This window comes from Streptomyces blastmyceticus (genome assembly GCF_039521185.1).
GTDB classification, from domain to species: Bacteria; Actinomycetota; Actinomycetes; order Streptomycetales; family Streptomycetaceae; genus Streptomyces; species Streptomyces blastmyceticus.
Genome location: NZ_BAAABW010000001.1, coordinates 264,896 through 278,286 on the forward strand (window position 1 = coordinate 264,896; position 13,391 = coordinate 278,286).

Genomic DNA, 13,391 nt, shown 5'->3' on the forward strand with positions numbered 1-13,391 from the left:
CGCCCGCGACCGGCCCCGCGCTCAGCCCTTCTCCGCCGCCATCCGCGCGGCGAAGGCCGTGAGCTCCTCCGACCAGCCCGTCGCCAGCCGCGAGGACGTGGCGATGCGGGTGGCGCGCTCGACCAGTTCGCGGATGTGGCGCTCGGCGATGCCGCGTTCCTCGCGCTCCAGGAGGATCTCCCGCAGCAGCTCGGCGTCCCAGTCGTACTCCGGCCCGCCGTCGAGGAAGCCGCGCAGCCGCCACGCGGCGTGCAGGGCGCGGGCGTAGGCGTCGTAGGTGACGTCGAGGTCGGGGCGGCCGGCGAGGGCGCCGCCCAGGCGCAGCGGGTGCCGCACGGCGTACCAGCCGGCCGTGCAGCCCCGGTCGCATCCCGATATGCACCGCCCGGGCCAGGGGTCGTCGAGATACTCGGCGGCCATCGCCTCGTGGGCGTACGTGCCGACCACCCGCTCCAGGCGCAGTTCGTCCCAGATCCGCCAGGCGGCGACGGGCAGCCGGGCCGCGAGCCGGTCGGCGAGGGTGAGGGAGAGGTCGCCCGCGAGGTTCGCGGTGGACTCGCCGAAGCGCCCGGCGTCGCCCGCCCAGCCGTTGCGCTCGTGCTCGGCGGCGCGGCTGACGTGGAGGGTGGGGATGCCACGGCGCAGAGCGGCGTTGTCGCGGACGTCGCTGCGGATGAGGGTGCAGGTGTCGAGGAGTTCGAGGGCGGCCGCGGCGTCGACCGCCTCGGCGGCCTCGGGGCCGTCCGGGTCGCCGCCCGCCGCGAGGTAGCCGGTGAGCAGGACGACCGGGCGCACCCGGTCGACGCCCACCGCGACGAGCTCGGCGAGGGACTCGATCAGCCCGGCGCCCCGGGTGTCGGCGGTGCGCCAGCGCCGGTGTTCGTCGTTGAGGAGGCCGCGCAGGCGCTCCTCCACGCGGTCGAGCATGCCCGCGCGCTGGAGTTGGGGGGCCACCTCCTGGGGCGCCGGCGAGCGCGGCAACCTTGGTTGCGCTGTCATCGTGTGCCTCCCTGGATCGGCTCCGGCCTGCGACCGGCCGGGCCGGCGGGTGCTCCGCCGCGCCGGCGGAGCCTGACCGGCCAGAAGGCTTCCCAGCGGAGCGCGCCGGAAGCGGTGGTTTCCTGCCATACCGGATCGAGCCATGCGCGGGGGCTCCGCCCGGAATTTGAGCGTCCGGTGGCCGGGGGCCGTCGGCGGTGGCGCGATTCCGGCGGGCCGGCGGGTGGCTCATATTGGGCTGTTGCGCGAAGGCACCGGGAACTGACCGGGGCTCCGCCGCGTCCTTGGGCGCCCGGTTCCGCGAGGGCAGGCCATCTGTACAGCGCGGCTGCGGCGCCGCTACAAACGAAAGGCCCGGAGACGGCGGAGGCGGGAGACGGCGATGCGCAGGATCGCGGTAGTCGGCGCGGGGCAGGGGGGACTGCACCTGGCCCTCGGGCTGAACGGCCGGGGCTATGAGGTGACCGTCCACGCGGCCCGGCGCCCGGACGAGGTCCGGGCCGGGAGCATCCTGTCCACCCAGGTGATGTACGGCCCCGCCCTCGCCCTGGAGCGCGCCGCGGGCCTGAACCTGTGGGAGGCCGGGACCCCGCGGCTGGGCGCGCTGCGCACGACCGTCGCGGACACCGCCGTCACCGCGCCCTTCGACGAGCCCGCGCAGTCCGTCGACCAGCGCGTCAAGACGGCACGCTGGCTGGAGCTGTTCGAGGAGCGCGGCGGCCGCGTCGAGTACGGCACGGTGGGGCCGGAGCAGCTGGAGCGGATCGCCGGGGCGCACGACCTGACGGTCGTCGCGACCGGCCGCGGCCCGCTGTCGGAGCTCTTCGGCCGGGACGAGCGGCACAGCCCGTACGACGGCCCCCGGCGGACCCTGGTCGCCGTCTACGTGCACGGCATGAGATCCCCGTCGGACGCCCCCGGGCCGCAGCTGCGGGTCAGCCCGGCGGAAGGCCGCGGCGAGTTCTTCGCCTTCGACGGCACGTCCTTCGACGGGCCCTGCGGGATGCTGATGTGGGAGGCCGTGCCCGGCGGGCCCCTCGACCGCTGGCAGGACCTCCCCGGCGGCCCGGACGCCGTGGTCGAGCGCTCGCTGGAGCTGCTGCGGACCCACGCGCCCTGGGAGTACGAGCTGTGCGCGGGCGTCGAGCCGACGGACGCGGGCGCCGCCCTCGTCGGGGCCGTCACCCCGGTCGTCCGGCACCCGGTGGCACAGGTCGCCCCCGGCCGTCACGTCCTCGGCATGGCCGACACGGTCGTCGTGAACGACCCGATGACCGGCCAGGGCGCCAACTCCGCGGCCCGCTGCGCCGACGGCTACCTCCGCGCGATCCTCGCCCACGGCGACGCGCCCTTCGACCGTACGTGGATGCTGCGGACGTTCGCCGCGTTCTGGGAGCACGCCCGGCACGCGGTGGCCTTCACCAACCTGCTGCTGGCGGGGCCGCTCCCCGAGCACGTGCGCCGCGTCCTGGTCGCGGCGACGGCGCACCCGGAGGTCGCCCACCGCTACGCCAACGGCTTCGCCGACCCGGTCCGTTTCCAGGACTGGCTGCTGGACGAGGACCGCGCCGACGCGTATCTGGCCGCGGTGACCGGCCGGCAGGTGACGGACGCCTGAGCGGTGCCGGAGCGATGGCGGTAGCCTGGAATCCGGTGGCGGCCGTCGGCCGCCGCGCGGCGGTGGGGCCCGCCGTACCCGAACCGCGGCACAGGCGCCGCCAACGGTCCCTACTTGCTGGCACCGCGCGAGTAGGAGGCATCGTTCATGGGCTCTTCACGGGCCGTCGCGGACACTTCCCCGGTACGAACACCGTCCCCCGGGCGGTCGGCCGCGCCCGGGCAGTGGCCCGTCGTCTGCGCGGTGTCCCTCGGCGGCGGGGCCGGAGCCGCCGCCCGCTACGGCGCGGGGCTGCTGTGGCCGACCGCCCAGGGCGCGTTCCCCTGGACCACGTTCCTGATCAACACCGTCGGCTGTGCCCTGATCGGCGTCCTGCTCGTGGTGATCGCCGACCTCGCCGCACCGCACCGGCTGCTGCGGCCCTTCCTCGGCACCGGGGTGCTGGGCGGCTTCACCACGTTCTCCACGTACGCGGTGGACATCCGGCACCTGGTGGACGACGGCCGCACGGCGGCCGCCCTCGCCTATCTCGCGGGCACGCTGCTCGCCGCACTGGCGGCGGTGTGGGCGGCGGCGAACCTCACCCGCGTGTTCCTGCGCCGGAGGGCACGATGAGACTCCACGGCAACGCGCTGCGCCTGACGGTCGTCGTCGGCGAGTCCGACACCTGGCACCACCGGCCGCTGTACTCCGAGATCGTGCACCGCGCCCACGCGGCGGGGCTTGCGGGCGCGAGCGTCTTCCGCGGCATCGAGGGATTCGGCGCCTCCTCCGTCGTCCACACCTCGCGGCTGCTGTCCCTGAGCGAGGACCTGCCGGTGTCCGTGGTGATCGTCGACACCGAGGAGCGCGTACGGGCCTTCGTCCCCGCCCTGGACGAACTGGTCGACGAGGGGCTCGTGTTGCTCGACGAGGTCGAGGTCGTGCGCTACACCGGCCGCGGCGGGGAGCCGGGTGACGCGGCGTGAACTGGATCGTCGTCGTCGCCGGGGCCATGGTCGGCGCGCCCCTGCGCTATCTCACGGACCGCGCCGTGCAGTCCCGCCACGACTCGGTCTTCCCCTGGGGCACCTTCACCGTCAACGTCGTGGGCTGCCTGATCCTGGGCACGCTCACGGGTGCGGCCGTCTCTTCCCACGTGCAGTTGCTGTTGGGCACGGGGTTGTGTGGCGCGCTGACGACGTACTCGACGTTCTCGTACGAGACGCTGCGGCTGTCGGAGGAGGGCGCGTCGGGTTTTGCCGTAATGAACGTGGGGGCGAGCGTCGTGTGTGGTTTGGGGGCGGCGTGGGTGGGGGCGACGCTGGGGCAGGCGGTCGTCGGCTGAGCGGGTTTGTTCCCCACCCCGCCCCTTCCCGAACTGGGGCTCCGCCCCAGACCCCGAAGCACGCTTCGCGCGCTGTCCTCAAACGCCGGACGGGCTGGATTTCGCGGACCGTAGCCAGCGAATTCAGCCCGTCCGGCGTTTGAGGACAAGCGGCGCAGCCGCTTCAGGGGGTCCGGGGTCTCCCCGGTTTCGGGAAGGGGCGGGGCTGGGGAACAAGCCCGCCGCAGGCGCAACGGAGTCGCACCCACGCCCGGTCACCCCGGCGGCGGCGTGCCCAGATGTTCCAGCAGAACGCCGCGCAGCTCGCGCGCCGCGCGTGGTGGGGCGACATCCTTGCGGTGCGCCACCGCGATCGTGCGCCGCATCCGCGTCCCCTCGAAGGGAGTGACGCGCAGGCCCGAGCGGGCGGCCACCATGCCGGGGACGACGGCGAGGCCGAGGCCCGCGCGGACGAAGCCGAGGACGGCGTCCATCTCGCCGCCCTCGACGGTGAAGGACGGTTCGAAACCGGCCGCCCGACAGGCCGCCGTGGTGATCTCCCGCAGGTCGTAGCCGCGCCGGAACATCACCATGGGCCGGTCGGCGAGCTCCGCGACCCGGATGGCGCTGCGCCGGGTGGGCGGTGGCGCCGAGGGGGCGGTGACGACGACGAGGTCCTCGCGCAGGAGCTCGGTGGTGGCGAGGGCGGGGCCACCGACGGGCAGCGGGGTGATGATCAGCGCGAGGTCGAGCCCGCCGGCGGCGAGGGTGCGGACGAGGTCCTGCGAGCCGCCCTCGTCCACCACGAGCTCGATGCCCGGGTAGCGCGCGTGGTAGGCGTGCAGCACATCGGGGACCAGACTCGCGCAGAGGCTGGGCGGCGCCCCGAGCCGCACCCGGCCGCGCCGCAGCTGGACGACCTCCTGGACCTCGCGGCGCGCCGTCTCGGTGTCCGCGAGGATCTGCCGGGCGAGCGGCAGCAGGACCTCGCCCGCGTCGGTGAGCGTGATGTTGCCCCGGGCCCGGTGGAAGAGCTCGGCGCCCAGCTCCCGTTCGAGGGCGCGGATCTGCTGGGACAGCGAGGGCTGGGCGACGTGCAGCGCGTCCGCGGCCCGCGTGAAGTGGCGGATCTCGGCGAGCGTGGTGAAGTAGCGGAGCTGCTGGAACTGCACCCGCGCATCGTATATAGCCGGAACCTATCGAGACAGGCTCCGGCATCGACGTTCACCGGCCGGCGCGGGCGGGCCCGTCAGCGCGCCCCGAACACCTGGGTCCACCGGGGGCCGCCCGGCGCGTGGTTGACGCCGACGCCGATCTCCTTGAAGGAGCAGTTGAGGATGTTCCGCCGGTGCCCGTCGCTGTGCATCCACGAGTCCATGACCGAGGCGGGGTCCTGCTGCCCGTAGGCGATGTTCTCGCCGTACGTGCTCCAGTGGTACCCGGCGGCGGTGATGCGCTCGCCCGGGCCCGCGCCGTCGGGGTTGGTGTGGTCGAAGAAGTTGCGGGCGGCCATGTCGTCGGAGTGGCCCTGCGCCGCGCGGTCCAGGGTGGCGTTCTCGGTGACCGGGGAGCAGCCGGCCTTCGCGCGCTCGGCGTTGACGAGGGCGGTGACCTGCTGTCCGAGCGAGCCGCCGCCGGGCGCGGCGGGCGGCTTGGGCGCCGCGGGGGCCTCGGTGGCGGGGCGGGCGGTGGCGGGGTCCGGCTTCTTCGGCTCGGGCGCGTCGCCGGTGGCGCTCTCCGGGGCGGAGGCCGGGGCGGACGCGCTCGGCTTGGCGGACGCGCTCGCGGAGGCGCTCGCCCGGGGCGAGGGCGACGCGCTCGGCGGCAGGGCGCCGGTGGAGGCGTCCAGCGCCTTCACCTGGGTGGGTATCTCGTCCCCGGCCGAGACGGGCCGGTCCGTACGGTCCGTGGAGTCGGTGAAGAGGTACATCCCGCCCAGCACACCGCCCGCGACGACGGCCAGGGCCGCGGCCCCGGCGGCGGCCCGCTTCACGGTGCGGGGCCGGGAGGAGGCGCGGTGGCCGTGCGTACGGCTGCCGCCGGTGCGGTGCCGGGCGGCGCGGGAGGCGCCCGGAGCGGGGGACGAGGCCGCGACCGGCCGCGTGTGGAGCACCGCCCCGCCGCTCCACCAGCCGAGCAGCGCGCCCGCCACCGGCACCAGGCCGAGGCCGACGAGCAGCCGCTCCGCGGGGACCAGCGCGGACCAGGCGCCCCCGCACGCCCCGCAGGCGCGCGCGTGCCGGGCGATGCGCTTGCGCCACAGCGCGGACGGGTTGCCGTCCCAGGGGCCGACGAGCTCGGCGAGCTCGCGGCAGCGCGGTGCGGCACCGAGGGCGCGTACGACGCCGCGCGCCGTGTCCAGCTGCTCCTTGGTGCGCTGGACGCGGACGGCCGTGTGCGCGGGCGACAGCTCCAGCGCGGCGGCGACCTCGGCGCGGGTCAGCTCACCGGCCGCCTCCAGCCACCACAGGGACAGCACGGTCTGCTCGCCCTCGTCGAGCCAGCGGGTCGCCTCCGCGACCTCCCTGCGCTGGCCCGAGAGGCCAAGCCGCACGATGGTCAGGTCGACGAAGTCCGCGCGGGGGTCGGGGACTTCGGCGACTTCCTGCAGGCCACTGACGGGTGCCTCGGGGCGAGCCCGCCAGTGGCTGCGTATCTGGTTGGTCGTGATGGCCACGAGCCAGGAGCGGAAGCGGGCGGGGTCCCGGAGCTCGTCCAGGCCGTTGATGACCCGCAGCATCGTCTCCTGGACCACGTCGTCGACGTCGGCGTGCCCGTTGAGGGCCCGTCCGACGATGTTGTAGACGAGCGGCAGGCAGTCGGCGACGAGCTCGTCCTGTGCCGCCGGGTCCCCGGCCCGTGCCGCCTCGACCACGGCCACGCTGTCACTCTTCACGCCGCGCCACCCCTTCTCGCTTTTCCGTTCGGTCCGACACATAGGAGACGTGGGACGCCGCGCGGGATAACAGAAAAGGGAGAGGAAATTTTTCAGCAGTGCCGGATCACGGCCTGCGGGCCGCCCGGTTGCGGCCGCCGGGGCCGGGCGACAGCCCTTCGGCGAGTTCGTCGAGGGCGTCCAGCAGAAGGTCCGCGCCGCGCACGGCGACGCCCTCGTCACCGACTTCCGCCTGCCAGGCGGCGAGCGCGGCGCGGGGGCCCGTCCAGTCCAGGTGGCCCCGTTCCCGTACGGCCTCGGCCGCGGCCGGGAGGGCCGCCTTGAGGGCCTCGGCGAAGGACTCGGCGCCCTTGGAGGGTTCGGCGTCGCGGTCCGGGAGGTGAGCCTCCATCAGCATGGTGGCCCGGCCCATGGTGGCGAGCGCCGCCTCCGCCGCGCGCTCCTTCGTACGGGAGATGCCCCGGTGCCGTACGGGCTCGGTCAGGGCGCGGGCCGCCGCCTCGTCCCAGGCGGTACGGGCCGCCCGCGAGTCCAGCAGCGCCTCGCGCACCCGGCGCGGGCGGCGCTCGGCGGGGTTGCCGAAGGCGTGGAGCACGGCCAGGCTGTAACGGCCGTTGGCGGTCAGCCAGTCGGCGAGCCGGTCGCGCAGCCGGGGCGTCTCCCAGGTGGGGAAGAGCGCGTACGCGGCCATCGCGAGCAGCCCGCCCAGCAGGGTGAGGGCCACCCTCGCCTGGACGGTCTGCGACCAGTCCCCGCCCGCGATGCCGAGCAGGAAGACGACGTAGGCGGCGATGCACGCCGACGCCACGCTGTAGCCGGTGTTCATCAGGAGGTACATCAGCGCGATGCACAGCACGGCGAGGCCCGCGTTCACCCACGGCCCCGGGTGGGCCAGGGCGACCAGCGCCCCGCCGATCAGCACGCCGACGACGGTCCCGGCGAAGCGGGCGATGCCCCGCGAGTACGTCTGGCCGAAGTCCGGCCGCATCACCATCACGGAGGTCATCGGCGCCCAGTAGCCGTGTCCGAGCGGCAGCGCGGTGCCCAGCACGTAGCCGACCAGCACGACCGCCGTCACCCGGACCGCGTGCCGCCCGACCGGCGACGACCAGCGCGCCTCGCGGCGCAGGGCGCGCAGCGCGAGCGGCACGAGGCGGGGCACGGAGGGCCGCAGCAGGTGCCGGTGTTCCTCACCGGCGGGCGGCCGGGTCGAACGGACCGGCTCGTCGGTGGCGTCCACGGCGTCGCCGAGCAGCGCGATCAGCCGGTACGCGGAGCGGCGGGCCGGGCCCTTGAGCATCGGCCCGGACGCGGGCACCTGCAAGGTGGCCACCGTCTCGGGCGACAGCCGCACCGGCTTGCCCCAGCGGATGGCGCGGGCGACGGCGTCCAGGACCGCCCCGGCGGCGGCCAGCAGATCGCGGGCCCGGTCGCGCTCGGGCCCCTCGGCGGGGGCGCCCAGCACGGGGTCGGCGATCGAGGCGAGCACCGGCCGGATGCGCTCGGCGACCCCGCGCGGACCGCCGAGCTGGCGGGGCCTGTTGCGGGCCTGACGGGGCGTGAGCTCGGCGGCCTCACGGGCGTCCATGAGCGGCTGCGGGTCGAAGCGGGCCATGGGGTCGTGGCGGAGTCTTCGCGCGTAGTCCGCCTCGGCGGCGAGCGCGTCGGCGAGCGCGTCGCGCTGGATGCCCCAGGGGCGGACGGGCAGCAGCACGATCAGCGCCGCCTGGACCAGCCCGCCGACGGCGATGAGCCCGGCGTGCTCCAGGGCGCCGAGCACGGACGTCGGCAGGGTGACCGTGACGAGCATGACGGCGATGGTCTGCGTGGCGACGAGCCCGGACACCGGCCCGACCGCCCACGCCATGCCGGCGAAGAGCGTCCACACCGCCAGCAGCGTGGCGAACAGGACGTGGTCGGCGGCGGCCATGTAGCCCAGGAACGTACTGATGCCGAGCCCCACCGCCACCGCGAGCGCCAGCACGGGCCGCGGCCGCCAGCTCCGCTGGAACGTCGCCAGGCCCGCGGCGAAGGCGCCGAACGCGGAGGAGACGGCGAGGGTGGGCGTGCCGAGCCAGAGCGTCAGCCCGACCACGATCGCGACCCCGGCCGCGCCGCGGAGGGCGACGACCGGGGTCAGCTTGGTGCGCTCCACGGTCAGACCGGTCCGTACGGTTTCTCTCAGGGCGCTGGACCAGGTCATGACCTGAGCTTACGTTTTGGCGGGTTCAGGTCCGTCGCCGCCCGCGCCCCGCGCTCACCGGTGGCTGGGGAAGCCCAGGTCGACGCCGCTTTCCGAGGGGTCGGGCCAGCGGGTCGTCACGACCTTGCCGCGGGTGTAGAAGTGCACGCCGTCGTTGCCGTAGATGTGCAGGTCACCGAAGAGGGAGTCCTTCCAGCCGCCGAAGGAGTGGTAGCCCACCGGCACCGGGATCGGGACGTTGACGCCCACCATCCCCGCGTGGACCTCCAGCTGGAAGCGGCGCGCCGCGCCGCCGTCGCGCGTGAAGATGGCGGTGCCGTTGCCCCAGGACGAGCCGTTGATGAGGGCGAGGCCCTCCTCGTAGGTGTCGGCGCGCAGCACGCACAGCACCGGGCCGAAGATCTCGTCGCGGTAGGCGTCCATGTCCGTGCCGACGTGGTCGAGGAGGGACAGGCCGATCCAGTGCCCGTTCTCGTGGCCCTCGACGGTGAAGCCCGTGCCGTCCAGGACGACCCGCGCGCCCTGTCCGGCGGCGCCCTCCACGTAGGAGGCGACCTTGTCGCGGTGGGCCTTGGTGATGAGCGGGCCCATCTCGGAGGCGGGGTCGTCGCCGGGGCCGATCTTGATCTTCCCGGCGCGGTCGACGATCTTCTCCACGAGCGCGTCGCCGGTGGCGCCGACCGCGACGACCGCGGAGATGGCCATGCAGCGCTCGCCGGCGGAGCCGTACGCGGCGGAGACGGCGGCGTCGGCGGCCGCGTCGAGGTCGGCGTCGGGCAGCACGAGCATGTGGTTCTTGGCGCCGCCGAGTGCCTGGACGCGCTTGCCGTTCGCGGTGGCCACGGTGTGGATGTGACGGGCGATCGGGGTGGAGCCGACGAAGGAGACGGCCGCGATGTCGGGGTGCTCCAGGATGCGGTCGACGGCCACCTTGTCGCCGTTGACGACATTGAGCACGCCGGCCGGCAGGCCCGCCTCGGCGGCCAGTTCCGCGAGCAGGAAGGCGGCCGAGGGGTCCTTCTCGCTGGGCTTGAGGACGAAGGTGTTGCCGCAGGCGACGGCGAGCGGGAACATCCACATCGGCACCATGGCCGGGAAGTTGAAGGGCGTGATGCCCGCGACGACGCCGAGGGGCTGCCGGATCGCCGCGACGTCGACACCGCTGGACACCTGGGACGACAGCTCGCCCTTGAGCTGCGTGGTGATCCCGCAGGCCAGCTCGACGATCTCCAGGCCGCGGGCGACCTCGCCGAGCGCGTCGGAGTGGACCTTGCCGTGCTCGGCGGTGATCAGCCGGGCGATCTCGTCGCGGTGGGCGTCCAGGAGCGCGCGGTAGCGGAAGAGGACGGCGGTGCGGGCGGCGAGCGAGGAGGTGCCCCAGGTGGCGTACGCCTCCTTCGCCGCCGCCACGGCGGCGTCGACCTCCTCGGCGGAGGCGAAGGCGACCCGGGTGGTCTCCTCCCCGGTCGCGGGGTCGGTGACCGGCCCGAACGTGCCGGAAGCGCCCTCGACGGCCTTGCCGCCGATCCAGTGGTGCACGGTCTTCATCTTCGGGGACCCTTCTGGCGGATGACTTGGCGGACGGGAGACGGACGGGCGGGAGGCCCTCACAGATATCGGCGCCGTCCGACCACGTGCCGTTCGTACTCCTCCCGGGCCCTGACCGCCGCGGGACGGGTCGCGGTCTGGGCGACAGGCACATCCCACCATGCCTGCGCAGGGGGCGCGCCCGGCACTGTGTCGGCCGTTTCGGTCTCCACATAGACACATGTGGGGCGGGTGGCGGCGCGTGCCTCGGCCAGCGCCTCCGCCAGTTCGCCGTTGGTCCGGGCGCGCAGCACCGACATCCCCAGGGAGGCGGCGTTGGCGGCGAGGTCGACCGGCAGCGGGTCGCCGGTGTACGTGCCGTCGGGGGCCCGGAAGCGGTAGGCCGTGCCGAAGCGCTCGCCGCCGACGGCGTCGGAGAGCCCGCCGATGGAGGCGTAGCCGTGGTTCTGGAGCAGCAGGAGCTTGATGGCGATCCCTTCCTGCACGGCCGTGACCAGCTCGGTCGGCATCATCAGATACGTGCCGTCGCCGACGAGCGCCCAGACGGGGCGGTCGGGGCTCGCCATCCGGACGCCGATCGCGGCGGGGATCTCGTAGCCCATGCAGGAGTAGCCGTATTCGAGGTGGTAGTCGCGGCGGCCCCGGGCGCGCCAGAGCTTGTGGAGGTCGCCGGGGAGCGAGCCGGCCGCGTTGACGATCACGTCCGAGGGGTCGACGACCCGGTCGAGGGCGCCGAGCACCTGGGCCTGGGTGGGGCGGGCGGCGCGGTCGGTCCAGGAGAAGGCGCGGGTGACGACCTGGTCCCAGGCGGCCCTGCCGCGGGCGTACTCCCGCTCGTACTCCGCGGGGACGCGGTGGCCGGACAGCGCCTCAAGCAGCGCCTCAAGACCGGCCCGCGCGTCGCCGACCAGGGGCAGGCCGGAGAGCTTGTGGGCGTCGAAGGAGGTGATGTTGAGGTTGACGAAGCGCACGCCGGGCGCGGCGAAGAGGGTCGAGGAGGCGGTGGTGAAGTCGCTGTAGCGGGTGCCGACGCCGATGACGAGGTCGGCGGTGCGGGCGAGTTCGTCGGCGACGGCGGTGCCGGTGTGGCCGAGGCCGCCCACGTCGCGGGCGTGGTGGTGGGGCAGCGAGCCCTTGCCCGCCTGGGTGCAGGCGACGGGGATGCCGGTGGCGTCGGCGAACACGGACAGCGCCTCGTAGGCGCCGCTGTGCGGGACGCCACCGCCCGCGATCAGCAGCGGGCGGCGGGCGGCCCGTACGGCCGCCACGGCCTCGGCGAGGGCGCCCGGGTCGGGCGCGGGGCGGCGCACGCGCCAGACGCGGTCGGCGAGGAACTCCTCCGGCCAGTCGTACGCCTCGGCCTGTACGTCCTGCGGCAGGGCGAGGGTGACGGCGCCGGTCTGTACGGGGTCGGCGAGCACCCGCACGGCTTCCAGGGCGGCCGGGATCAGCATCTCGGGGCGGGTGATCCGGTCGAAGTACCGCGAGACGGGCCGCAGGCAGTCGTTGACGGAGATGTCGCCCGCGCCCGGGTGTTCGAGCTGCTGGAGCACGGGGTCGGCGGGGCGGGTGGCGAAGGTGTCGCCGGGCAGCAGGAGGACGGGGATGTGGTTGATCGTGGCGAGGGCGGCGCCGGTGACGAGGTTGGTGGCGCCGGGGCCGATGGAGGTGGTGACGGCGTGGGCGGAGAGCCGGTCGCGGTGGCGGGCGTAGCCGACGGCGGCGTGCACCATGGCCTGTTCGTTGCGGCCCTGGTGGTAGGGCATGGCGTCGCCGGACTCCAGCAGCGCCTGGCCGATCCCGGCGACATTGCCGTGGCCGAAGATGCCCCAGCAGGCCGTGATCAGCCGCTGCCGTGTGCCGTCGCGCTCGGTGTACTGGTGGGCGAGGAATTCCACCAGGGCCTGGGCGACGGTCAGCCGCCGGGTGGGAACGGTCATCGGGCCTCTCCTGCGGTGTACAGCGGCAGCCGGGGGTCGACCGGCTGTCCGGGCCAGGTGGCGCGGATCCAGGCGTGGTCGGGGTGATCTCTGATGAGCCACTCCCGTTCCGCGCCGGGCCCGGCCATGACGTTGAGGTAGTACATGGTGTGGCCGGGGGCGGCGACGGACGGGCCGTGCCAGCCGTCGGGGATCAGCACGGCGTCGCCGGTGCGGACCTCCGCGAGCACGTCCGTGCCACCGCTCCGGGAGGGCGAGACCCGCTGGTAGCCCAGCCCGGCGTCGCCCTCGATCTCGAAGTAGTAGATCTCCTCCAGGCGGGACTCCTCGCCGGGGCGGTGCTCGTCGTGCTTGTGCGGCGGATAGGAGGACCAGTTGCCGCCGGGGGTGAGCACCTCGACGGCGATGAGCCGGTCGCACGCGAAGGCGTCTGCGGCGGCGAAGTTGTTGACCTGCCGCGAGCAGTTGCCGGTGCCGCGCAGCTCCACGGGGACGTCGGAGGCGGGGCCGTAACGCGCGGTCAGCCGGTTCGCGCAGCGCGCCCCGGCGAGCGCGAACCGGCCGCCCGCGCCGGAGCCGAGGGTCACCCGGGCGTCCCTCGGCACGTACGCGAAGTCGCTCACGCCCTCGAACACGCTCTTCCTGCCGTGCAGTTCGAAAGGCTCCCCGTCGACGGTGACCGTGCACCCTCCGGCCAGCGGCAGCACGATCCATTCGCTGTCACCCGCCGTGAAGGTGTGCGTGGAGCCGGGCGAGAGCGTGAGTACGCGCAGCGAGGAGTGGCTCCAGCCGGCCTGCTCGGGCCAGATGTCCAGGGCGTACGGGCCGTCGGCCGCACTGCCCGCCGGGAGGTGATGGGTGGCGAAGGTCATGAGCTCTCG

The 13,391-nt window shown here is 74.6% G+C and carries 11 protein-coding genes; 4 read left to right on the plus strand and 7 right to left on the minus strand.

Features of this window, described 5'->3' with window-relative positions; genetic code table 11:
- Nucleotides 1-21 precede the first annotated feature (21 nt).
- Complete coding sequence (locus tag ABD269_RS01185; protein ID WP_301887315.1) at nucleotides 22-999, minus strand: polyprenyl synthetase family protein; 978 nt, start codon at nucleotides 997-999, stop codon at nucleotides 22-24.
- Between the two features lie 382 nt (nucleotides 1,000-1,381).
- On the opposite strand from ABD269_RS01185, the gene ABD269_RS01190 reads away from it, so the two are divergent.
- The 4 genes from ABD269_RS01190 to crcB (ABD269_RS01205) all read left to right on the plus strand — a co-directional run bounded on the left by ABD269_RS01190 (nucleotide 1,382) and on the right by crcB (ABD269_RS01205) (nucleotide 3,944).
- Nucleotides 1,382-2,617, plus strand: a complete 1,236-nt coding sequence (locus ABD269_RS01190; RefSeq protein WP_344115109.1) for a styrene monooxygenase/indole monooxygenase family protein — start codon at nucleotides 1,382-1,384, stop codon at nucleotides 2,615-2,617.
- 147 nt (nucleotides 2,618-2,764) lie between these two features.
- Nucleotides 2,765-3,232: a fluoride efflux transporter CrcB gene (gene crcB, locus ABD269_RS01195; RefSeq protein ID WP_344115111.1), complete on the plus strand. Its 468-nt coding sequence runs from the start codon at nucleotides 2,765-2,767 to the stop codon at nucleotides 3,230-3,232.
- A complete protein-coding gene (locus ABD269_RS01200) occupies nucleotides 3,229-3,585 on the plus strand; it encodes a DUF190 domain-containing protein (protein ID WP_301887312.1) in 357 nt (118 codons plus the stop codon). The genes crcB (ABD269_RS01195) and ABD269_RS01200 overlap by 4 nt, the downstream gene beginning before the upstream one ends.
- On the plus strand, nucleotides 3,582-3,944 hold the full coding sequence (crcB, locus tag ABD269_RS01205) for a fluoride efflux transporter CrcB (protein ID WP_344115114.1): 363 nt from the start codon (nucleotides 3,582-3,584) through the stop codon (nucleotides 3,942-3,944). The genes ABD269_RS01200 and crcB (ABD269_RS01205) overlap by 4 nt, the downstream gene beginning before the upstream one ends.
- 254 nt (nucleotides 3,945-4,198) lie before the next feature.
- On the opposite strand, the gene ABD269_RS01210 is transcribed toward crcB (ABD269_RS01205), so the two are convergent.
- From ABD269_RS01210 to iolB, 6 genes are all read right to left on the minus strand, one after another.
- Nucleotides 4,199-5,095 (minus strand): LysR family transcriptional regulator, encoded by an 897-nt coding sequence (locus ABD269_RS01210; protein ID WP_301887310.1) that lies wholly within the window; start codon nucleotides 5,093-5,095, stop codon nucleotides 4,199-4,201.
- Between the two features lie 77 nt (nucleotides 5,096-5,172).
- Nucleotides 5,173-6,819, minus strand: coding sequence for a sigma-70 family RNA polymerase sigma factor (locus tag ABD269_RS01215; RefSeq protein WP_344115115.1), 1,647 nt, complete (start codon nucleotides 6,817-6,819; stop codon nucleotides 5,173-5,175).
- A 106-nt stretch (nucleotides 6,820-6,925) separates the two neighbouring features.
- Nucleotides 6,926-9,022, minus strand: a complete 2,097-nt coding sequence (locus tag ABD269_RS01220; protein WP_301887308.1) for an FUSC family protein — start codon at nucleotides 9,020-9,022, stop codon at nucleotides 6,926-6,928.
- A gap of 54 nt (nucleotides 9,023-9,076) precedes the next feature.
- Entirely contained in the window at nucleotides 9,077-10,570 is a 1,494-nt protein-coding gene (locus tag ABD269_RS01225) for a CoA-acylating methylmalonate-semialdehyde dehydrogenase (RefSeq protein ID WP_344115118.1), read from the minus strand.
- A gap of 59 nt (nucleotides 10,571-10,629) precedes the next feature.
- Nucleotides 10,630-12,510, minus strand: coding sequence for a 3D-(3,5/4)-trihydroxycyclohexane-1,2-dione acylhydrolase (decyclizing) (iolD, locus tag ABD269_RS01230; RefSeq protein WP_344115120.1), 1,881 nt, complete (start codon nucleotides 12,508-12,510; stop codon nucleotides 10,630-10,632).
- Entirely contained in the window at nucleotides 12,507-13,382 is an 876-nt protein-coding gene (iolB, locus tag ABD269_RS01235) for a 5-deoxy-glucuronate isomerase (RefSeq protein ID WP_344115122.1), read from the minus strand. The genes iolD and iolB overlap by 4 nt, the downstream gene beginning before the upstream one ends.
- Nucleotides 13,383-13,391: the final 9 nt, after the last annotated feature.